At 47.7% G+C, this 22,523-nt stretch carries 15 protein-coding genes and 1 tRNA gene; 14 read left to right on the top strand and 2 right to left on the bottom strand.

The window, feature by feature from the left end; all coding sequences use genetic code 11:
* Positions 1-298: 298 nt before the first annotated feature.
* Positions 299-499 (top strand): hypothetical protein, encoded by a 201-nt coding sequence (locus tag HXT56_RS04660; protein WP_421777885.1) that lies wholly within the window; start codon positions 299-301, stop codon positions 497-499.
* Positions 500-563: 64 nt separating this feature from the next.
* Positions 564-2,429 (top strand): zinc-ribbon domain-containing protein, encoded by a 1,866-nt coding sequence (locus HXT56_RS04655; protein ID WP_421777884.1) that lies wholly within the window; start codon positions 564-566, stop codon positions 2,427-2,429.
* A gap of 447 nt (positions 2,430-2,876) precedes the next feature.
* Here the strand turns inward: HXT56_RS04655 and HXT56_RS04650 are convergent, their stop codons facing one another.
* Entirely contained in the window at positions 2,877-3,425 is a 549-nt protein-coding gene (locus HXT56_RS04650; protein ID WP_421777883.1) for a holo-ACP synthase, read from the bottom strand.
* 389 nt (positions 3,426-3,814) lie between these two features.
* Here HXT56_RS04650 and HXT56_RS04645 point away from each other — a divergent pair.
* Positions 3,815-3,888 (top strand) — tRNA-Gly (locus tag HXT56_RS04645).
* 709 nt (positions 3,889-4,597) lie between these two features.
* Positions 4,598-6,583, top strand: coding sequence for an RICIN domain-containing protein (locus tag HXT56_RS04640; protein ID WP_421777882.1), 1,986 nt, complete (start codon positions 4,598-4,600; stop codon positions 6,581-6,583).
* A gap of 183 nt (positions 6,584-6,766) precedes the next feature.
* Here HXT56_RS04640 and HXT56_RS04635 read toward each other — a convergent pair whose 3' ends face one another.
* The gene (locus HXT56_RS04635; RefSeq protein ID WP_421777881.1) at positions 6,767-7,699 is read right to left on the bottom strand and encodes a glycosyltransferase family 2 protein; all 933 of its coding nucleotides are present in this window, start codon (positions 7,697-7,699) and stop codon (positions 6,767-6,769) included.
* A 243-nt stretch (positions 7,700-7,942) separates the two neighbouring features.
* Between HXT56_RS04635 and HXT56_RS04630 the strand changes: the two genes are divergently transcribed.
* From HXT56_RS04630 to glf, 10 genes are all read left to right on the top strand, one after another.
* The gene (locus HXT56_RS04630; RefSeq protein ID WP_421777880.1) at positions 7,943-9,766 is read left to right on the top strand and encodes a phosphotransferase; all 1,824 of its coding nucleotides are present in this window, start codon (positions 7,943-7,945) and stop codon (positions 9,764-9,766) included.
* A 3-nt stretch (positions 9,767-9,769) separates the two neighbouring features.
* Positions 9,770-10,708, top strand: a complete 939-nt coding sequence (locus HXT56_RS04625; protein WP_421777879.1) for a DMT family transporter — start codon at positions 9,770-9,772, stop codon at positions 10,706-10,708.
* A 99-nt stretch (positions 10,709-10,807) separates the two neighbouring features.
* On the top strand, positions 10,808-11,962 hold the full coding sequence (locus HXT56_RS04620) for a LicD family protein (protein ID WP_421777878.1): 1,155 nt from the start codon (positions 10,808-10,810) through the stop codon (positions 11,960-11,962).
* An 85-nt stretch (positions 11,963-12,047) separates the two neighbouring features.
* A complete protein-coding gene (locus tag HXT56_RS04615; RefSeq protein WP_421777877.1) occupies positions 12,048-14,363 on the top strand; it encodes a hypothetical protein in 2,316 nt (771 codons plus the stop codon).
* 82 nt (positions 14,364-14,445) lie between these two features.
* Complete coding sequence (locus HXT56_RS04610) at positions 14,446-15,714, top strand: acyltransferase family protein (protein WP_421777876.1); 1,269 nt, start codon at positions 14,446-14,448, stop codon at positions 15,712-15,714.
* A gap of 23 nt (positions 15,715-15,737) precedes the next feature.
* Positions 15,738-16,583: an ABC transporter permease gene (locus HXT56_RS04605; RefSeq protein WP_421777875.1), complete on the top strand. Its 846-nt coding sequence runs from the start codon at positions 15,738-15,740 to the stop codon at positions 16,581-16,583.
* Entirely contained in the window at positions 16,583-17,848 is a 1,266-nt protein-coding gene (locus HXT56_RS04600; RefSeq protein ID WP_421777874.1) for an ABC transporter ATP-binding protein, read from the top strand. The genes HXT56_RS04605 and HXT56_RS04600 overlap by 1 nt, the downstream gene beginning before the upstream one ends.
* A 127-nt stretch (positions 17,849-17,975) precedes the next feature.
* Positions 17,976-19,715 (top strand): glycosyltransferase, encoded by a 1,740-nt coding sequence (locus tag HXT56_RS04595; protein WP_421777873.1) that lies wholly within the window; start codon positions 17,976-17,978, stop codon positions 19,713-19,715.
* Positions 19,715-20,680 (top strand): glycosyltransferase family 2 protein, encoded by a 966-nt coding sequence (locus HXT56_RS04590; protein ID WP_421777872.1) that lies wholly within the window; start codon positions 19,715-19,717, stop codon positions 20,678-20,680. The genes HXT56_RS04595 and HXT56_RS04590 overlap by 1 nt, the downstream gene beginning before the upstream one ends.
* A 117-nt stretch (positions 20,681-20,797) precedes the next feature.
* Entirely contained in the window at positions 20,798-22,030 is a 1,233-nt protein-coding gene (gene glf, locus HXT56_RS04585; protein WP_421777871.1) for a UDP-galactopyranose mutase, read from the top strand.
* Positions 22,031-22,523 lie beyond the last annotated feature (493 nt).

Raw genomic sequence — 22,523 nt, 5'->3', positions numbered from 1 at the left:
ATGCACATGCTGCATAATATTATATCGTATTTTTACCATTTCGATGTAATTTTTTATTGTTATCTAAGTAACAATTGTAAAATTTCCTGTTTCTCGGGGGGGGGGGTAGTAGAAAGTATTGTTATAATGACTTATTATGCGATAAAATTAGAAAATTTCTTATAATCTTCGTAACTTATCCACATAAAGCTTAATTGCGCCAATATCTGTTTGCTTTACAGCAGCGAGCGCTTAAAGCGCGAGTTTTGGTGGAATCCTCCTTAGCGTGGCGCGAGTTTGAGGGGATTTCTCTCCTCGCATGCGCGACGACCTGCTTGATCGCAGCATTGTGCGCGCGAAAGCAGGTCGTCGCGCACACCAAGAGACCATAACGCAGTACGCCATCTGCACGAAGGTCGCATTCCGCCAATCTTCCGACCCTAACGCAGAAACAGTACTGCGCGAGTGTCCCTTCGTCGCTGATATGGAACATTTGCCGGAAAATCTACGGCGTTTGTAGCTGTATTATAGAAAGAAGAGTTGTTCTGTAAATGAGATTATTGTGCGCAGGAGAGAAGGTTGCGATGTTTTGCACAAATTGCGGAAATAAGATTGACGAAAATACTAAGTTTTGCACAAAATGTGGTGCAACAGTAAAAAAGTATCAGAATCAGCAGGTTAGTGCGGATAATCAGCAGAATCAGCAAGTTAGCGCGGCTGGCAACAATAACAACGCAAACGCTACTGCTGCAAATGCAAACTACGCTAACGCAAATGTAGACAACGCAAATGTAGACAATGCAAATGCTGCAAATGCAAATTACGCTAACTCATCCAACGTAAACGCAAACTACTCAAGCTACACCGCAGCCACCGCACCGGCAGCACAATCCGCCGCGCCATCCGCAGCGCCCGCCGCCGCCAAAACCGCCAAAACCGCCAAAACCTCCAAAAAAAGCGTCATCGCAATTTCCATATCCGCAACTCTTGCAGTCGTATTAATTATTGCTGGAACTTTGTGGTATTTCTTGCGCGAACGCGAAGTAGTTGTTCCAAAATTTGAAACAAGCGAAAAAGTCGCGAATGTTACTAAAACTCTCGCTTCTAATGGCATTAAGGTACAAATTGTAGATGAATTTAGCGGCAAAAAACCTGGAAGTTTCTTGCGATATCTTAATGTAAAACCTAACTCTCATATATCTTCTAGTTATATTGTAAAAGTCGCCAGATCTAAAGGTCCTGGAATTCCAGCAAAAGGTATTGTTGGCAAGAGTCTTAATTCTGCAAAAAATATTCTTCAATCCATGGGAGTGCCTGTAAAAGTTCATTATGTAGCTTCATTGGAGTCGGGAAAGATTCTGGCTTCAAATCCTATTCCTGGATATTCGGTAGGTAAAGAAAAAGTTATTCACATAGCTGTCGGTGATAATACTTTTAAGGGAGTGCCAACTAATTTATTTGGCATGGATAAAGACGCTGCATACAAAATGATGTTTGATCGCTCATACTATGTAAAGCTTCGTCCGAGGTTCTCTTCTCGAAAGTATATTAACAAGATTGTTGGCGCGTTTCCTTCGTTAGGAAGCCCGCTTTCTGGTAACGAATTAACGCTTTATTATGGCGTGGATGCGTCGAAAGCAAAAGATGCATTTTTGAATAAAGATGAGCCTTCTTATATTTCCGCTCAAATGAATGCTGATGCTATTGCTGGTTTATGGTGCACAAAATCTGGTGATTGCTTAGATTTGCGAGCTCCAGCGGATAGCGACGAAGATCATGGGAAAATTTCGCTTTATTCTACGGATCTTCCGTATGATCCAACTACTTACGATGGCTACAATAACTCTTTTGATGTTTGCAACATGACGCACGATCCGTCGAATTGTTCTTATTCAACGGAGAATTCTGATGATTATAAGCCTATGAAGAACCATCTTCTTCCTGGAGATAGTGGCGTTATTGAAATATATAAGCATAGGGGAGCACCGTATTGCGGAAATAAATTAGTTAATGATTCTGTAGCTAGATTCTGCGTTAATGGAGAAGTGGTTAGCCGATTTAATTTGCCAGACAGCATGAAAGATTATAGCAATATTGAAGATATACCTGGTTACGCTAAGGGAGCAAGTTTTAGAATGGACGAGTTCCTTTTGCTCGTGCCGTTGAATGCTAAATTAGATGCGGTAGAAAAGTCTGGGTATTTTGTTGGCGAAGGTTCTAAGAATCCTGATATGAATCGTCCGTTTATTTTAAGGCGAGATCCGAAGTTATATAAAGAAACAAAAGTTGATGTAACTAATAAAAAACATTGGGGCGTAAATTACAATCCGTTTGTGCCTACTATGTTTAATAAACCAGTGAAGTTTGCGCCTGCTCCGGATGATTCGAATGCGTATTATTTGGTGGAGGAGCCTTTCGATTGGGGTTCGATTCCTAGCGAATCGCTGTGATTTTGCTGTTTCGGCACTGAGGTGCGGTGTGGCATTTGCGCGATGGCCTGCTTTCGCGCGCTAAATCGCAGCGCTCAAGCAGGTCGTCGCGCACACCAAGAGACCATAACGCAGTACGCCATCTGCGCGAATGTCACAAAACACCAATCTTCCGACCTTAACGCAGTACGCCATCTGCGCGAATGTCACATTCCGCCAATCTTCCGACCTTAACGCAGTACGCCATCTGCGCGAATGTCACATTCCGCCAATCTTCCGACCTTAACGCAGTACGCAATCTGCACGAAGGTCGCATAACGCCAATCTTCCGACCCTAACACAGAAACAGTACTGCGCGAGTGTCACTTCGTCGCTGATATGGAACATTTGCCGGAGAATTTCCGGATTTTGTAGCTGCGTTGGCCGTTTTTTGGAACATTTGCCGGAGTTTTGTAGTCGAGTTTGCGGCTACAGGATTTCGAGCATAGCAACAGCGGAGGCGACTGCCGTATTATTCTGTACCGATCCGTCGTGAGTTAGCGAAATGTGCCAGTGAATTGCGTTGCAAATATTTCCGGAAGTATTCGGGATATTCGCAAGTCCCGCAAGTTCTGCAGTGTTGCTAAGTTCCGCAAGTTCCGTATTGTTGCTAGGTTCCGCAAGTTTTAACGAAAGCGACGCGCAAAGCTTATCTTGCACTTTTTGCGCAAGTTGCACGCGCGGGCAGCCATGCGAATCGTCGAGAATCTCAATGCAAGACCACGGCGTATTGTCAAGAGTATAGGGGTAAGCGGTATCGCCAAGCGCCAGCGCCTCGCACCACGCCTTAATCACGGCTTCTTTCCCTGCCCAACGCGCCGCAATATGCAAAGCTTCATCGTCGTGCTTCATATCGGAACGCAAACTGCACTGCCGAAGTTCGCGCACAGAAAACAGCGCGCGCCAACCGTTGCCTTCGCGCATCTGCTCAGCGAATTGCGCAACATTCACCACATCGTGACCTAATCCTGCAATCATGCGCTCTCCTTACTAATCTGCGCTAACAACTTAGGCTATACTACTGCGAATACTATCGCATTAGTTCGCTTCCGTTATTTCCTTTACGACGCTGTAAAGGAACAATCGCTGTTGTGGAACATTTTCCGGAAATTTCTCCGGCTTTTGTGATTTTCGGACACTGGCGCAGTCGTCGCGCTGCGTTAGTGTCTCATTTCGCCGGTTTTTGGACACTGGTGCAGTCGTCGCGCTGCGTGAGTGTCTCATTTTGCTTGTTTTGGGACACTGGTGCAGTCGTCGCGCTGCGTGAGTGTCTCATTTTGCTTGTTTTGGGACACTGGCGCAGATTGCGCAAACGCAAACTTGCTCTATGTCATAAGCTTCTGTATACTTGTACAAGTTGCTATTTTGCGGACGTAGCTCAATGGTAGAGTCTCAGTCTTCCAAACTGATTACGCGGGTCCGATTCCCGTCGTCCGCTCCACTTAAATTTCGTTGATTTCCAAAGCTTTTTTGACACATATATTTCGTTAGTGCGTCTGTTATTTTATATTGTTAATTTCCGGGTTATTCCAAAGTGTGTGTACAGAATAGTTGCACAACCTGCGGAGAGATTTCCGGCGAGTGTTCCACAAAAGTGACAGTTTCTTTACAAGTGTGTATAGAAAATAACGAAATCTCGCCAAAAAGCGATAGTTCCTTTACATGAATGTAAAGGAAAAAACGAAATCTCGTTAGAAAACGACATTTGTTTTACAGTCATGTAAAGGGAATGTCGGAACTATCTCCAGCAAATGTTCCAAAAAACCACCAAAACAGCAACAAATGCCGGAGAAAAATCTCCGGCAAATGTTCCATAAAACGGCCAAAACAGCAACAAACGCCGGGAATTTTCCGGAGAATGTTCCAAAAAACCACCAAAACAGCAACAAACGCCGGGAATTTTCCGGCAAATGTTCCATAAAACGGCCAAAACGCTCGCGCGGATTGCGACGCGCTCGCTTACGAAACTCGCGTTGGAAGTCCCTCAGTCCTTCCAACCTAAGCGAGTTTCCGCTTTGAAGGAGCTTGAAATCCCGATGATTTCAAGCTCAGTCAAAGCGCGCGAAAGCAGAGCAGGCCAGAGCGTAATATTATGGTGCTGTTGCTAAGGTAGTAGCGAAGTAACGAGTAGAAATACGTTTGGAGGACTCGTGGGACAGATTCTTGTGCGTGTATTAGCTGGATTAGTATCGGTTGCCACTGCTGTTGCGATGAACATAGCAGCGCCTCAGCAGACTTCGGTGCCAACTCGCGATGTGTTGTTGCGTACCGAAACGCAAAAAACTAGCGCAACTCGCGCTGCAAAGTCACCTCGCGCTGTTGCTCAAGCCCAACCTCGCGCTGCAAAGTCACCTCGCGCTGCTGCTCAAGCACAGCTTCGCGCCAAAGCCCAACCTCGCGCCAACCAAAGCGCGCGCAAGCCAATTATCCAACCGCTTCCTTCTGGCACTGTTCGTCAAACTGCGCTTCAGGAAAACGAGTACGGCGCGCATTGGGGTGAAATAGACGGTGCTCCCGCATTCTTCACCGCTGACAACAAGATTTTCGCCAAACACGCTGAAGGTGTTATCGACGTTTCGGAACACCAGCACGAAATTGACTGGGAAGCAGTAAAAGCTTCCGGCGTGAACGGCGCAATTATTCGTATCAGCTACGGTTGGGATAACGGCTACGATAAGCAGGCGTTGCGAAATATCAACGAATGCAAGCGTTTGGGAATTCCATTTGGCATCTACACTTACTCTTATGCAGAAAAAGCTGAAGACGGCGCCGCTGAAGGTGCCGATATCGTAAAGCTTTTGAAGGGAGCCGGTGTAAATCCTGACGACTTATCGTATCCTGTTTACTACGATTTGGAACCTTGGGTGTGGACCGGGCATGAGCATCCAACTTCGCCGTACGTGTACCAAGATATCGTGGCTTCCTGGTGGAATCAGCTTTCCTCTGCCGGCTACAACAAGCTTGGCGTGTATTCGTACACAAACTACTTGAATGGCCCGCTCAACTCCAAATATATTCACGATCGCACCAGCTGGGTTGCTAGCTACGGTTCGAACGTTGGCTTCTCGATTTCAACACCTATCCGCGGCTGGCAGTACACGTCCAGCGGTAGCGTGAACGGCATTTCCGGAAGCGTGGATCTCAACGCTTTTGGTATGACTGACGGCAGCAAAATGAATTTTGCATACTCAACTTCTTCAAACGGTGACGATTCCGACGGCGGCACAAACGGTGATGCCAATAGCGTCGACGTGCGCGAGCTTCCGTCCGTGGAAGTGCCTAATGGCTACTATTTCATTAACGCCATGCTTAAAAATACTTCCAGCATTGACATGCCTGGTGCAAGCAATGCTAACGAAACGTCTATCCAGCTGTATCAGTGGAATAATTCCGCCGCTCAGCAGTTTATGTTTGAACGTCAAGGCGACGGAAGCTATGTGATTCGCAACGCCCACTCCGGTAAGGTGCTGGACGTGCAATACGCCAAGCCAAAAAACGGGGCTGTGGTATGGCAGTATGATGCAAACGGCTCCAAGGCTCAGCGGTGGGTGTTGCGCAATTCCGGATCTGGCTACTACGTGCAGTCGGCGCTCGGCAATTGGGTTCTCGATATTTCGGGTGCCAATAGTTCCAATGGCGCGCGCATTACGCTGTATCGTCCAAACGGTACTGAAGCGCAACTGTTTATGCCAGCCTCTGCCGAGTTGGCTGCTAAAAATAACGTGACTATAAAGTCTGCTGCCAACAACAATGTTGCTATCGACATCAGCGGCGCCAACCTTGGTAATTTCGCCCCGGTTCAGGTTTCGCAGTTTAACGCCGACGCCAAGTCGCAGCATTTCAACTTGAAGCAGGTGGGCAACGGACTGTACGTTATTGTGAATAAAAATTCGCATAAGGCGATTGATGTGCCTTCAAGCAAGAATGATAACGGCACTAAGATTCGCCAGTACGCTGCGCATAAAGGTAACGGGCAACGTTGGATGCTGTGGAAGTATTCCGACGGCACGTATGCAATCGTGAGCTTGGTAGCAGGTAGAGCGATTGATATTCCAAACGGTAACGCAGCTAACGGTCAGCTCCTGCAGCTTTATGCTCCAAACCATAGTGCTTCGCAACGTTGGGTGATTGAGTAGCGTTACGACGTTATAGCGTATGGTGATATGTGTGATGCTCACGTTTTACATTGTTGAAACGTGAGCATCATTCTTAAGCGCTGGTTACTTACGAAAGTTGCGCGTTACTTACGGAAGTTGTGTATTACTTACAGAAGTTGCGCGTTGCTTACGGAAGTTGCGTGCTATTTACAAAAGTTGCGTTTAGTTCTGGTTCCTACGCAAAAAGTCGAACAAATTTACTTGCTCTATGAAGCGTTTACGCTCGTTTTTCGCGAGAATTTCGAGGATAATGCCGGCTATAAAGAACAGCAGTCCGGCAATGATAAGCATGACGGCGCCGATAAGTGTAGGGAAGCGCGTCACCAAGTGCGTGCGCCAAAATTCGATAAACGGTGGCAAGCACGCGCCCAATCCGCACAGCGTTATGAGCACTCCAAGCGTGCCGAAGAACGGCATTGGCTTGTATTCGCGAATCATTCTGAAAATTGTTGAAAGCACGCGGATTCCGTCACCTACTGTGTCTAGTTTGCTTACGGATCCTTCTGGACGATCGCGATACTGAATCGGCATTTCGTACAGCTTTACATTGTTGTTAAGCGAGTGAATTGTCATTTCCGTCTCGACTTCAAAGCCGCGCGAAAGCACTGGGTAAGTTTTTACGAAGGTGAAGGAGAAAGCGCGGTATCCTGTCATAATATCGGTGACGTGCGCGCTAAATAACGTGTTGATTGCGCCGCGCACGAGTCGGTTGCCGAAGTTGTGGAACGGACGTTTGTTTTCTTGAAAATACGTGGAGCTGAGTCGGTCGCCGATTACCATATCGTAGCCTTCTGCGATTTTTTCCACCATTTCAGGTGCCGCTTCTGCCGGGTAGGTATCGTCGCCGTCGGCCATGATATACACGTCCGCGTCGATGTCCTGGAACATGGCGCGAATTACATTGCCTTTGCCTTGTCTTGGTTCTTTGCACACTATTGCGCCGGCTTGGGCGGCAATGCTTGCGGTTTCGTCGGTGGAATTATTGTCGTACACGTATACTGTTGCTTCCGGCAATGCAGTTTTGAAGTCGCGCACAACTTTTCCAATGGTGATCGCTTCGTTGTAGCAGGGCAGCAATACTGCGACGGAAGTCATAATATATCCCTTCGTATGTGTAAATGGTGCGCGCGATTTTGTGTAGGTAGTGTAGCTATTGTTTTGCCGTGCGCAATCATTGTTATTTTACTCATTATTGTGGATTGGTGATTTCTTATGGTGGATTGGTGATTTCTTTAAACTTCACAAAAGTACAGTGTTCAAATTAGAATAATATTAATTATTTTTTGAACACCCTTTGAACACCCTTTGAACACCCGTGTTTGAGTTTGGATCGTCGCCATGTCACCAATTTCCCCGCTCACTCATAATGAATTTGCAATACTTACCGCCTTGCTGCGCCAACCGCAAGCCTCCCAACGTGCGCTTGCCGACAGTACGCACCTTTCGCTCGGCTCCGTAAACGCAACGCTGCGCAACGCAAAAAATAAAGGCCTTGTTGCCGACGCAACGGTTACTAAAGACGGTCTTACCGCACTCGAACCGCATCGCGTCCACAATGCGGTAATCATGGCAGCCGGCCTTTCCTCCCGCTTTTCCCCGATTTCGTACGAGCTTCCCAAAGGTCTTATTACCGTGCGTGGGGAGGTGCTTATTGAGCGTCAAATTCGCCAATTGCAAGAGGTGGGAATTAAAGATATTAGCGTGGTTGTTGGCTACAAGCAGGAACGTTTCTTCTATTTGGAAGACAAGTTCACCAAAGGCGATTTTTGCGTAAAAATCGTGCCAAATAAGGAATATCGTGAGCGCAACAACAACAGTTCAATCATGGCTGTTGCCCACCTTTTAAGTAACACGTATATTTGTTCTTCCGACAATTATTTCGACGAAAATCCTTTTGAACCATACGTGTGGAAGGCTTACTATTCTGCGCAATATCAGCAGGGTCGCACTAAAGAGTGGTGTATGAGTGTTGGTGCGCACGATCGCATTACTTCGGTAACTATTGGTGGCAGTGATGCGTGGTACATGATTGGTCACGTGTATTTTGACAGCGAATTTTCGGCTAAGTTTGTGCGAATTTTGCGTGCGGAATATGATTTGCCGCAGACTGCTGGCAAGTTGTGGGAAGACATTTTGATTGAGCATTTAGACGAGCTTGATATGCGCATGCGCCGCTACGATCCGCCGATTATTCACGAGTTTGATTCGTTGGATGAGCTTCGCGAGTTTGATCCGCTGTTTTTGGAAAATGTTGACAGTGAAGTTTTTGACCGCATTGTTAAGGTGCTTGGTTGCAAAAAGTCGGATATTCGCGACGTTTACCCGTTGAAAAATGGTTTGACGAATCTTTCTTGCCATTTTGCGGTTGGCGACAACGAGTATGTGTACCGTCATCCGGGTGTTGGTACGGATGTGTTGGTGAATCGCCAGGCTGAGGATGAGGCTTTGCGTGCGGCGCAGCGCCTTGGTTTGGATGGTACGTTGGTTGCGGACGATCCGAAGTGCGGTTGGAAAATTTCGCATTTTTTGAAAGACTGTCGTACGGCTGATTTTCACGATTCTTGCGATTTGCGCGAAGGTATGCGGCTAGTTCGTAAGCTTCACAACAGTGGTGCTACGGTGAGTAGACGGTTCGATTTTTATGAGGAATCTCAGCGTTATTTGCGCGATTTGTGCGCTCGCCGTGTGGCGTTGCCTGAGGGTGCGGACGCTTTGCTTCATAAGGTTGATTGCTTGCATGAGTGCGTGAGTAAAGATGCTTGTCAAAAAATTTGCTTGGCTCACAACGATATATTGGGTGCGAATGTGCTTGTGGATGTTGCTGGACGCTACCATCTGATCGATTGGGAGTATGCGGGGATGTCGGATTATGCGCAGGATTTGGGTACGTTGTGCGTGTCTGACGCGCTTAATGAGCAGGAGTTTGACGCGGTTCTAGCGGAGTATTTTGAGCGCAATCCTACTTGTGCTGAGCGTCGTCATTGCATGGCGTACGTTGGTTTTGCGGGGTGGTGTTGGTATTTGTGGTCGCTGGTAAAAGAGGCTGAGGGGGAGCCGGTAGGCGACTGTCGTTATTTGTATTACCGTTATGCGAAACGTTATGTCGACCGCGCTTCGAGCGAATATGGTGCTGGTTCCGCAGGCTCTGTAGCAAAGGTGTGATCTATGAAATATTCCTTAATAAGCGGCCTTTTTTGGGGAGTCGACACTGCTTTGCTTGCGGTATTGGTTGCGTTATCTGTGAACGGCTTAACGCCTTCTGCAGTATGGTATGTGGGCGTTGTGGGCGCTTGCGTTCACGACGTTGTGTGTGCTGTAATATTGTGGATTTATATGGCTTGTCGTTCAAAGTTGTGCGAAACTGTTGCTCTTTGCAAGCGTAAGAAATTGATTGTGCCTATTGTGTTGAGTTCGCTTCTTGGTGGCCCAATCGGTATGACCGGTTACGCTATTGCGGCAAGCAATATTGGTGCCGGTTACGCTGCTGCGATTTCTGCGCTGTATCCGGCTTTTGGCATAGTACTTTCTTCTATTGTGTTGCGCGAACGTTTAAGTGCGTTGAAATATTGTGCTTTTGCTGTAACGCTTATTGCGGTAGGAGTGCTCGGCTACTGTTCTTGCGCGGAATCTTCAACCGCAACTGTCTCCTCTGTGGGCAGTCTGGTCTTAGGTTTGATTGCGGCTATTTTCAGCGTTATCGGTTGGGGAAGTGAAGCCGTTGCTTGTGCGTGGGCTACCAGAAAGCAAAGCGTGGACGACGAAGTGATGCTGCACGTGCGCGAAACTGTTTCCGCACTGTCGTACGCCTTGCTCATTGTGCCGTTGTGTACGATTCTGCCGGTTTTTAGCGTAAAGATTATGCAATCAGCTGGCTTTATTGCGTTAACTATATTTATAGCGTTACTTGGTACTGCCTCCTACTTGTGCTACTACCGTGGTATTGCTCAGGTTGGTGCAACTCGCGCTATGGCTGGAAATATTACGTACGCGGTGTGGAGCATGATTGCGGCAGCGTTACTTTCTCAAACGATTCCGCCGCTTATTGCGTGGGTTTGTTGCGTGGTGATAATTGCGGGAACGGTAGTGGTTGCTTCCGAAAAATAATTGCAACGGAGTATGATAAACCTGTATTGCATTGTGGCAACAGTCTATAGCAGTACGCTATAGCAAATATGTTCTCAGACAATGGGGGAGTAGTAACTTATGGTTTCGCCGTTACGTCGCATAGTGAGTTGGATAATAGGCAGACTCCCTTCGTCAAAACGTTCCATTGTGGAAGTGCGAGAGCAGCTGAGCGCTATTCAAACGCAAATTTCCCGATTGCAAGAATGTGTCGACGCTCGCTGCGCTCATCTTGAAGTTGAGCAGCGTAACGTTGAGAAGTCGTTGCGCACGGAGATTTTGACGAATCGCGAGCAGTCTTCGATTATGGCTTGGTCAAACTATAGGAAAGATGGCGAAAGTAGCGTGGATGCGCATAAGCGTTTCTTCCTTAGTTTGCCGAAAGCTACAGGTTCTATGCGCGTTATACAACGGGGTTGTGCGTCGCTGCTGAGTGAGTTTGCGCAGATTGCGCAGCAGCATAATCTTCAGTATTGGGCTGATTTTGGTACGCTGCTCGGTTGCGTGCGTCATCGTGGGTTTATTCCTTGGGATGACGATGTTGACTTGGGTATGATGCGAGAAGATATTGATAAGCTGCTAACGATGTTGCGCGAGGATGCTGCGTTGCGCGCGCGCTACCGTGCGGTGCTCGTGTACGATCCGTACGTGTGCTGCCGTCAGTTGCGGTTCCGTTACGCGAATAATAGTAATCCTTGTTTTTTGGATATTTTCTTCTACGATTACGCGCCTGATTTGACGCCTGAACAGCGTCAGAGTTTTGTGTCTTTGCGTAAGGATTTGCAGCAAGAGTTGCGTTCGCAGACTTTTTTCAACGCGTGGCTTGACCGCGGTTACGTTGAGCAGGGCGGCGAATACACTGCGTCGATTGAGCAGATTTTTCAGAGTTTCCAAAAGAAGGCTGTAAGCCAGGGGCTTGTGGTGAGTAAGTCTTGCGCGCGCAACGTGGTGTACGGTTTGGATAATGTTGATGCTGAGAATTTGTACCTTGCGCAATGTAGCGAAATGTTTCCAGTAAAAATGGCAACTTTTGAAGATTTTTCTGTTGCTATACCGCAGTTATCGGAAAATATTTTGGAACGTGTGTATGGTGATATTTATCAGCTGCCGTCGGATATTATTACGCACTTCCGTCATGTCGACTGTGAATCGTTGCATAGCAGTCATACTGACGACGTAATTGAGCAGGATATTCGTTCGAATCCGTATGCTCTCGGTTGCAGCAGGCTTGAGTGAAATTACGTAACGCTACAAAACAGTAACGCTACAAAACAGTAACGTTAAGAACGGCAATAGTACGAAAGAATTAACAGGTGTGTATATGGGCGATACGAGCAATAGTAACGGTAATGCGACTTCTGCAAATAGTGTAACGGCAGAAAGAAACGTAACGATGGCGGGTAGTGCTGTAAATGGTGCAATAAGTAGCACAATAAGTGGTGCAATAAGCAGTGCGCTACGGTGCGGTTGCGATTGCGCTCGCGCTACACGTTCCGTTTTACGACGCATATCGCTAATTATGCCGCTTATTATCGTGCTTCTGCTGGAACTTGTATGGTTCAACTTTCCGGCAATCGAATCGGCAGGATTCAATCCAACTCCTATTCAGAGCGTTTCAACCGGTGCCGGTTTAATTCGTCACGGCGACGTGTACACAGTTACCGGCAAAAACGATCAATACATACAATTGCATTACGCTCAGCCTTCTCAAATAAACAATATTTACGTCGATACGCGCTCGCCTCAAACTCGCACACTCGATATTGCTGTGTATGTGTTGGATGGTGGCAACAGTGCTTCTTATATTCAAGTTGCGTCTCAGCCTGTTACGTCGAATGTGAACGATACGAAGTATGTGCGTGTGCATGCGGTTGATAAAGTTGCGGGCTTGCGTTTGAGTACGAAGCTTCAGAAAGGTGATTCTTTTACAATTGCTAACCTTGCGTTGAATCAGCGTAGGCCGTTGCATATTTCACTTGTTCGCGTCGTGATGTTGTTGCTTATTGCTTATGCGATATACGTGTTGGCTCCTCGTTCGCGCATTTACAAAGAAGCGCTTGATTTGCGTGTGCGTAAGCAGCAGTTGTGGCTTGTTGCGTTAGTGCTGGTGCAGTGCGCAATACTTATTGGAGTAACGAAAGTCACTGGTACTCAACACATGTTTACGGCGGGTGTGTGTAATAACGGCGGCTTTATATGTGACGCCAACCAGTACAATCACCTCGCCAACAGCCTGCTCAAAGGTCACCTGTACTTGGATCTGCCGGTTCCTGATTGGCTGCCGAATATGAGCAACCCTTACGACGCAGGCGCGCGTTACGCCATGTCGATAAAAACTGGTCAACCAACTTACTGGGACTATGCGTTCCACGGAAGCCACTACTTTACTTACTTCGGCGCACTTCCGGCACTGTTACTTTTTATGCCGTTCAAAGTACTTACTGGTCACGATTTGCGCACAGATTACGCCGTCGCCTTCTTTGCAGTCGCTTTCGCAATTGCTTCTCTCTATCTTATGGTGCAATTGCTTCGTCGCTTCTTCCCAAAGCGATCCTTCGGCTTCCTCGTGTTGTCGCATCTCATCATGCTCATGTCAAGCGGAGTATTAATTCAGGCGTATCTGCCGCAAATCTACTCGCTTCCTATGCTCTCATCATTGTGTTTCACCTGCTTAGGACTGGGATTGTGGCTACAAGCGCGAACTACTCAAGATACTCTTTCTGAAGCCCCGTACTTACGAAAGTCACTACTCATTCTGGGAGCAGTATGTATTGCACTAAACCTAGGGTGTAGGCCGCAATTTATTCTGGCGTCACTGTTTGCTTTCGTAATTTTTAAGGAAGAAATCGTAAAGTACCGTCTATTTTTTGCCTTCAAACGAAGCAGCGTAATCAATACGGTATGCGTAATCGCACCAATGATTCTTATAGGCTTAGCCGCCTGCTGGTACAATTACGCGCGTTTCGGTTCGCCACTCGATTTCGGCGCAACCTACAATCTAACCGGTTTTGACATGGTCCACCGCTCCTACTCTTGGGCGCGAATCCCATGGGGAGTATGGATGTACCTGTTCCAGCCGATTACTATTACGCCAGTTTTTCCGTTTATGGAACAATCCGTGCTGCCATCAATGTTCCACGGGCAAATCATTATGGAGCCATTCTTTGGCGGCCTACTCGCTTACTCTCCTGTGTGCGCAGCCGTAGTACTGTACCCGTTGGTAAAGCAACAATTACGCAAAAAGCAGCTTGCTGGATTCTTTACTCTCGGCTTAACGTTGTCGATACTGCTTATGGTATTAGACGCGGAAGTAGTAGGAATTTCCAGCAGGTACTTTAGTGATTTCGGATGGCTGCTAGCGTTGTGCGCAATTATGGTGATCGCAAGTCTTGTAGACAAAGTCTCGTCTTGCGTACACATGGTTGACGTTCCTTCTGGTTGCGTCAACGAAACAGACGAGGAGTCGCCTTCTAAAGCCAACCTTAAATTAATGCACAAAGTTCTGATTATTCTGGTGATTTCCAGCGTGGGCTTGTGTTCCTTAAACCTCCTTGCCAACGGACGATACTCAGACCTTCAAGGCACTAGGCCGAGCGTATATAGAAGTATCGAATCCTGGTTCTCGCCACTTACGTAACAGACGAATCAGTTGCAATTTGGTTACTATTAGTAAATTACAATTCAAATAATTTGAATAAGAAAATTTTTAAGAAGAAAATATGGTAGTAGAACAGAAACAACCAGCGCAAAAAGTAGCGTCTTCTGCGCAAGCTCAGGCGGAAACGCAAGCTCAAGCGGCATTACAATCGAGCAAAGACCTGCAAAATGGCACGCAAAAAGACCTGCAGGTTGAAGTCTTGCGAATTATTGCAATGCTTATGATCGTGGCCTGCCACATGATCATACATTTGAACATTCGCGCGCACAGTTTCAATATGGAACTTTTGCCGGCTCCAGGCTTGCGTTCAGCGCTTAAATTCTTAGTCGTACAATACGGTCAAGTTGGTGTATCAATCTTCTTTATTATTTCCGGCTACTTTTTATGTCGCAAAACCTTCCGCTGCCGACGCGTTTTTGCAGCGTGGGCGCAAATGTTCTTCTACTGCATTATCGTGCTGGCAGTAACCTTCGTAGCAGACTGCTTTGGCTTACTTCCGGAAAATTTGAGCAACTTACTTCACGGAAAAGAACTTGTCTACACGCTGTTGTGGAATGTGACGCCATTTACCTACCGAAGCTACTGGTTTATGAGCGCGTACTTAATCATGCTCATGTTCATGCCTTTTATCAACATTCTTATAAGCCACATGACTCAGCGCGATCATGCTATGCTGCTGGTACTTCTTGCGTCAATCTCACTTATACCGCTATATTTTGGCAAAAATTATACTTGGAACGATATTATTTACGCAATTTTCGGATATTTAGCCGGAGCTTTTATTGCGCAATACGGTAGCGGAATAAAAAAACTTACTACGAAACGACTTTGCGCGTGCGTAGCAATATCTACTGTTCTTATGCTCGCTTTTGACTATGTTGCTTCGTCCGGGAATAAGTTTGTGCGAGTTCTTACGTGGGATCAGCAGGTCCACGGCGGCATCGGAATACTGCCAATGATTATTGCAATGTGCATTTTCATTCTCGTACACCGAATAAATATGGCGAGAATCCAAGGACTAGCAAGAACCGTAATTTTACGCGTTTCCAAAGCAACTTTCGGAGTGTACCTTCTTCACGAGCACATGTTTATTTTCGTAGCGTTGTGGACGTTCGTAGCGTGGATGCTTCCTGCAACTTCCTCAAGCGCACTCATCGTGCTACTTTACGCAATTACTTTAATTTGTACGTACGCAGTACTTTCAGTTGTGGCAGTCGTAATAGATCTCGCCATCAAACCACTTTCCAACCGAATTGCGCTAACGTTGGAGCATGTCGCCAATTGCGTATGTTCTGTGTATAAAACGGATTCGCAATCCAAAATGGAGTAAGTAACTGATAAACTATATATTTTGTGAAAAACATGGTAGATAAGTTGCGTGCGCGCTACCACTATTCGTGGGTGGTTCTTAAAGAGCTGGTGAAAACTGATTTCAAACTGCGCTACCAAGGGTCTTTCCTGGGAGTTGCGTGGTCGGTTTTGCGACCGCTCATGCTGTTTTGCGTAATGTATGCAGTGTTCGCAAAGTTTTTAAGAATGTCGGATGGTACCCCAACTTACCCAGTGGTGCTGCTGCTCGGCATCAGCGCCTGGCAGTTTTTTGGCGAGGCAACGTCGATTGGCTTACGTGCGGTGGTAGATCGCGGTGACCTGCTTCGTAAAATCCATTTTCCTAACTATATTGTGGTGGTTTCAGCAACCGTTGGAGCGTTAATTAGTTTCGCAATCAATTTGGTGGTAGTAATCATTTTTGCAATATGCTCAGGCGTGAAATTTACGTGGTGGGTGCTCTTAGTTCCGTTGAATTGCATACAACTTTACGCATTAGCATTAGGTGTAACGCTGCTGCTGGCAACTATGTACGTGTATTTTCGCGACATTGCACACTTGTGGGACGTGGCGCAACAAGTGCTGTTTTACGCAATGCCAATCATTTACCCACTGAGTATGGTGATAGGCAACCATTCCCTCGGAAAATGGGGCACGCTTATTGCTAAAGTTCAACTACTCAACCCTATTGCGCAGTGTATTCAAGACATGCGGCACAATCTCGTAGCACCTCTTACTCAGCCTACCGTGTGGAATTTAGTAGGATCTTCTTTGCTGATGATGGTCCCAGTAATATTAACCGTAATCTTGTGCGTGCTCGGCGTCGCAGTATTCCGCAAGTGCAATCGTAAGTTTGCTGAGGTGATGTAATGAGCGAGATTGAGTTAGCGAATACTGAAAAAGAAGAGTTGCAACCAGTCGTACTCTCAGTAGAACACGTAGGCAAATACTTTAAGCTACCAACCGAGCAAGCAAGTGGTTTGAAACAAGCGTTTATTAATTGGACGCGTGGTATCAAAGGCTACAAAGAACAGCACGTTCTGCGCGATATCAACTTTGAAGTACGCAAAGGCGACTTCTTCGGCATCGTAGGACGCAACGGAAGCGGCAAATCAACCCTACTCAAACTCATCTCTGGAATTTACGTACCAGACTCCGGACGCATACGCGTCAACGGAAAACTCGTGCCATTCATTGAGCTTGGCGTAGGCTTCAACCCAGAACTAACCGGTCGCGAAAACGTATTCTTAAACGGAGCACTACTCGGTTTTACGCGTGCACAAATCGAAAACATGTATGACGATATTGTGCAATTTGCAGAACTTGAAGAATTTATGGATCAAAAACTGAAAAACTATTCTTCCGGCATGCAAGTGCGCTTAGCTTTTTCCGTAGCAATCCAAGCCCAAGGAGACATCCTCGTACTCGACGAAGTGCTCGCAGTAGGCGACGAAGCTTTCCAACGCAAGTGTGACGCGTATTTTGCAAAAGTTAAAAAAGACGCGAACAAAACCGTTATCCTCGTCACGCACGATATGAACGCCGTCAAACGCTACTGCAACAAAGCCGTGCTTATTAAAGACGGCGAAGTTATAGTTAACGGAGATAAAAACGACGTAGCCAACCGTTACACGCTAGAAAACTTAGCCAACAAAACTGACGCGCAAGCAAGTGGCAAAACTAACGAATACCCAATCGGACTTAACAAACGCGTGCCTTATATGCGAATCGTGCCAGTTTCGAAGCAGCTACTCAACTGCAGTGAAAAATTCCGTTTCGCCGTAGAATACGAATTCAACGAACCGGGCAAATACTTTATCGCCGTAGCCATGCACGACGTAAAACGTGGCGGTATCGCCTACGATACCGGCGGAGACGCCATAGAACTTGAAGGTGAAGGCAAGCAGCGCGTCGAATTTGAAATGCCGCTTACTATCCTCAACAATGGCGAGTTTAAGCTCGTAGCCTCCTTGCGCACAAGGAGCGCGACGGATCCAGACGACACCGACATGATTGCGTTCACCAACGATAACAACTCATGCCTGTTCGCCGTGCGAGACAGCACAAATCGCGAGTACGCGCTACTCAACGACACTGCCATGACCATACGTTGCGTGCAACATTCGCAATGCTGATGCGCAATGTTAACGCGCAATGTTAACGCGCAATGTTAACGCGCAATGTTAACGCGCTTGATATAAAAGTTAATATAAGTGGATTATCAGCTTTATACCACCAAATAAAGCTACACAAAGGTATGTGATGATAACATTTTTTCATGTAGACACTGACGGCGAACAATACATAGCGTCGGTAAGCGAACGCCAACGCAGGCTTATTATCGGAGCTATAAACTACCACTCGCTTATGCAACCAGGACGCACTTTGCGCTACCAAATATACATGGGCGAAAAGTGGCAATACCCGCGGCTTGCTGACTTCTCCGTATTCAACGGATTCTGTACCAAAAATGCCGGTTTACAACCTTGCGCAACGTTTACTGCACAATCAACCGTAGCAACAAACTCACAGTATCCGACGGAATTTTGGAACGAGGGAGAACGCATACCGGACGACGGTACGCGCTACCTCATGCTCACCCCGGACGATGCCACCGACGACGACGTAATGTCACACTGGGCGTCTGATACGCCGAAACAGCGCTTGTACAAAGAACTGGAACTTCATGCGCCTTCCTCCTTCGACATACTGCGCGAAGCCATAAGGAGGCGGAGAGAAGCTGCATCGTACAAGCCAACTGTGGCGTACCATCCGTGGAACAAAGCATTCTTCGAAAACGTTGCAACCAGCGGCGAACGCAGTCACGGCATGCCAAACAATCTGGAATTGGCGCCAAACAATCTGGAATGCGTGCCGCCAAATGAAGCGCTATCAAATGTTGCGCTGCCAAAAGCGATAATTATCGGCCTACACTGGCTGCAAGCGGGCGGCGCCGAACGCTGGGCCGTAGAAACCATACGACTCGCCAAAAAAGCCGGACTCCTGCCAATAATCATCACCGACCGCGACGGACACCAGCCGTGGATCACCAAAGACTTCTGCGACGACGCGCTCGTGCTGCCACTCACACCGCCAGTACAAGAATGTTGGGCAGACGTGCCGCTGTTGCGCTCGCTGTTCGAACAGTTTGATATTCGAGGTATTGCTATACATCACTGCCAGTGGCTCTACGACCACATTTGGTGGGTAAAACGCTACTTCCCACAAACCCACATCATCGACTCGTTGCACATCGTTGAATACATCAACCGCGGCGGCTACCCGCACGAAGCAGTAACGCATGACCAATGGATCGACCTGCACCACGTCATATCGCCGCAACTAGTGCACTGGCTCCACGACATTCACAGCATCGCCGCCGACAAAATCATCGACGCGCCACTCATCGGACTCACCACAAGCAAACAGCAGCAATCGGTAGCCGCGCGGCGCAACAGCGGCATCTTCACCGTAGCGTTTGTGGGGCGCATGGCCCGCCAAAAGCGCCCAGAAGCCTTCGTACTCGCAGCACGAGCGCTTAACAAACGATACCCCGGCCGCTTCCACTTCATCCTCCACGGTGACGGCGAACTCGACACCTTTGTAACAGAACTCATATCTCGCTACGGATTACGCGATATTATTGAACGACGCTCAATGAACATTCCGGCGCAACAAACCTACAACGACGCCGATTTGCTACTTATCAGCTCAGTAAACGAAGGCATAACCCTCACAACTTTAGAAGCGCTCGCAAGCGGAGTTCCAGTACTATCGACGGACGTTGGCTCGCAGCGAACCATTATTCCTAAGCAAGCACTTCTACCGCGCATGACATCATCGTTCGTGCGCGCAACCGTAAAAGCTGTAGCGACATTAAGTGAAAACGAAACGTCGCGCGCGCAACTGTGGAAAGAAGAAACCAAGCAACTCAACGACTTCGCTAAACTCGAGTCGGCCGACGCGCTATTTATCCGATTATTTGAAGAATGGAGCAAGTAATGTTCGACGCGAACGAAACGCAACAACGCGACGCAGCCGGCAACCAAGTGAACGTAGCGGCCGTAGTCGTCACATTCAATCGGCTCGAAAAACTCAAAACGGTACTCGCGTCAATCGAAACGCAAACACGCGTACCCGATCAGCTGATAATCGTCAACAACGCATCAACCGACGGAACCGACAAATATTTAGAAACGTACGCGCGCGACTTTAACAACTCCACGGCGGCTCAACACATGCAACTTACTGTGGTGACACTTCCGAAAAACGTGGGCGGCGCAGGCGGATTCAGTGCCGGCATGCGCAAAGGCTACGAACTAGGTGCCGACTTCGTGTGGATTTTCGACGACGACGGATATCCGCAACCGAATGCTTTGGAAAAATTACTTGAGGGCTTTAATACTGCGGTTGGGGAGCTTGGTCCGGACGTGCCGTACGCTTGCTCAATGGTGAAGTTCGTGGACGGATCGATTTGCGAAATGAACAACCCCGTGCCAACCTGGGATTGGGGAAGGCTTATTGCTCGCGGCTTTGAAAACCTGGTAATGGTAACTTCCTGCTCGTTCGTGTCGGTGCTCGTACCAAGGTGGGTGCTTGAAAAGTACGGGCTGCCGTTTAAAGAATACTTTATTTGGTTCGACGACGCGGAATATACGTTGCGAATTACGCGCGTGTGCCCGGGAGTGCAGGTGCTTGACAGCGTAATCGTGCACGATATGGGCGCGAACAAAGGCGTAAACTTTACGATGATTGACGAAAAAAACGCGTGGAAGTTTGCTTACGGCGTGCGCAACCAAGCGTCGTACCGTTTGCACCACGAAGGCAAGGCGAAATACTTGCTGTTCTGTGCAAACGTGATTCGACAAATGCGGCGCGGGCGTGTGGCGCGCAAGTTGCGTCGCAAAATGATCTGCCAAATGCTGAGAGCTATACGATTTAATCCGAAAGTAGATTTTCCGCGGTAGATTTTCCGCAGAAGTAAAAGGTAACTGTATAGCGTAACTGTAAAACGTAACTGTAAAAGGTAACTGCAAAAGGTAACTGTAAAGCGTAACTGTAAAACGTAACTGATAGGGGCAAAAATGAGCGACAACAAATCAACAAATTACCCAGATTTAGTAGTGGTGGGTGCCGGATTATTCGGCTTAACCGTAGCGCAGCAGGCGGCGGAACTCGCAGGCGCAAGCGTTGAAATTATTGACGTGCGAGACCATATTGGCGGCAACGCTTACTCGTATTTTGACGAACGCACGGGAATCGAAATCCACAAGTACGGTGCGCACCTTTTCCACACAAGCAACAAGCGCGTGTGGGATTACGTAAACCGTTTTACGTCGTTCACCAACTACGTGCACCGCGTATACGCAACGCACGACGGCGAAGTGTACCCGTTGCCAATCAACCTCGGCACAATCAACCAATTCTTCCACGCACACTACACGCCGGAAGAAGCAAAGGCGCTGATTGCAAGCCAAGCGGGGGAGTTGGCTGGTAAAGATCCTGAGAATTTGAACGATAAGGGAATTAGCTTAATTGGGCGGCCTTTGTACGAAGCGTTTATTAAAAACTACACGGCAAAGCAATGGCAAACCGACCCTTCGCAGCTGCCGGCCGGAATTATTAAGCGCCTGCCGGTGCGATTCAACTACAACAACCGCTACTTCAAGGATACGTGGGAGGGGTTGCCGACGGACGGATACACCGCTTGGATGCAGCGCATGATTGACGACCCGAGAATTCACGTTTCGCTTGGAGTGGACTTCTTCGACGAGTCGCAGCCGTTTAATAAGCGCGCGCTGGCGGAGGCTGGGGTGCCGGTGGTGTACACGGGGCCGGTTGATCGCTACTTTGACTATGCGCTCGGCGAGCTGAAGTGGAGGACCGTGGACTTTAAGGAAGTGCGTTACGAGGAGAGCGACCACTTTGGTTGCCCGGTGATGAACTATTCGGATGCGGATGTGCCGTTTACGCGCGCGATTGAGTTTAAGAACTTTAACCCGGAGCGCGGCGAAGTTGAGGGCGTTGCTGGCGAGGCTGGCGTGGATGATTTTGTGCCGGGAAAGACTGTGAAAGCTGGGGAGACTGTGGTGTGGCAGGAGTATTCGCGCGCCGCCACCCGCGAGGATGAGCCGTATTATCCGGTGAATACCGAGGCGGATAAGGCTTTGTACGCGCGCTACGCTGAGCTGGCTGCGGCCGAGCCACGCACTGTTTTCGGCGGAAGGCTTGGCACTTACAGCTACTACGACATGCACAACGTAATCGATATGGCTTTGCGCGCTTACGAATCGCAGGTGGCGCCGCTGCTTAAGTAGGATGCTTGCTTTACTTAAGCAGGCTGCTTACTGTGCTGCTTTAGTAGGATGCTGCTACTTACTTTGCTGCTTTAGTAGATAGTGCGTGATTTCCTCAAAAGCGACTTTTTCTTTACGCTCGCGTAAAGTTTTTGTCGCTTTTTGGCAAGATTCCGACATTTCTTTTACGCTCACGTAAAGTTTTAATCGCTTTTTGGCTTGATTCCGATTTTTCCTTTACACGGCTGTAAAGTTTTTGTCGCTTTTTGGCTTGATTCCGATTCTTTCTTTACACGGCTGTAAAGGAAATGTCGGTTTAGTGATTTGGAACATTCTCCGGAGTTTTTTCTCCGGGTTTTGTTGTTGTTTTTGCCGTTTTGTGGAACATTCTCCGGAGTTTTTTCTCCGGAAAATGTTGCTGAATTTGCGTAATTATGGAACATTTGCGGGAGTTTTTTCTCCGGAAAATGTTGCTGAATTTGCGTAATTATGGAACATTTGCCGGAAATTTCCC

Source organism: Gardnerella nova (assembly GCF_049244055.1).
Lineage (GTDB): Bacteria > Actinomycetota > Actinomycetes > Actinomycetales > Bifidobacteriaceae > Bifidobacterium > Bifidobacterium vaginale_H.
Note: the sequence above shows the minus strand (reverse complement) of the source record. Positions and strands in the feature narration are given on the sequence as shown.

Excerpts from the sequence above, each read along its gene's own strand:
- HXT56_RS04610 (WP_421777876.1), top strand. The coding sequence starts at position 14,446 with ATGGTAGTAGAACAGAAACAACCAGCGCAAAAAGTAGCGTCTTCTGCG.
- HXT56_RS04650 (WP_421777883.1), bottom strand. The coding sequence starts at position 3,425 with ATGATTGCAGGATTAGGTCACGATGTGGTGAATGTTGCGCAATTCGCT.
- HXT56_RS04595 (WP_421777873.1), top strand. The coding sequence starts at position 17,976 with ATGATAACATTTTTTCATGTAGACACTGACGGCGAACAATACATAGCG.
- HXT56_RS04660 (WP_421777885.1), top strand. The coding sequence starts at position 299 with ATGCGCGACGACCTGCTTGATCGCAGCATTGTGCGCGCGAAAGCAGGT.
- HXT56_RS04625 (WP_421777879.1), top strand. The coding sequence starts at position 9,770 with ATGAAATATTCCTTAATAAGCGGCCTTTTTTGGGGAGTCGACACTGCT.
- HXT56_RS04615 (WP_421777877.1), top strand. The coding sequence starts at position 12,048 with ATGGGCGATACGAGCAATAGTAACGGTAATGCGACTTCTGCAAATAGT.
- HXT56_RS04655 (WP_421777884.1), top strand. The coding sequence starts at position 564 with ATGTTTTGCACAAATTGCGGAAATAAGATTGACGAAAATACTAAGTTT.
- HXT56_RS04590 (WP_421777872.1), top strand. The coding sequence starts at position 19,715 with ATGTTCGACGCGAACGAAACGCAACAACGCGACGCAGCCGGCAACCAA.
- HXT56_RS04630 (WP_421777880.1), top strand. The coding sequence starts at position 7,943 with ATGTCACCAATTTCCCCGCTCACTCATAATGAATTTGCAATACTTACC.
- HXT56_RS04620 (WP_421777878.1), top strand. The coding sequence starts at position 10,808 with ATGGTTTCGCCGTTACGTCGCATAGTGAGTTGGATAATAGGCAGACTC.
- HXT56_RS04635 (WP_421777881.1), bottom strand. The coding sequence starts at position 7,699 with ATGACTTCCGTCGCAGTATTGCTGCCCTGCTACAACGAAGCGATCACC.
- HXT56_RS04600 (WP_421777874.1), top strand. The coding sequence starts at position 16,583 with ATGAGCGAGATTGAGTTAGCGAATACTGAAAAAGAAGAGTTGCAACCA.
- glf (WP_421777871.1), top strand. The coding sequence starts at position 20,798 with ATGAGCGACAACAAATCAACAAATTACCCAGATTTAGTAGTGGTGGGT.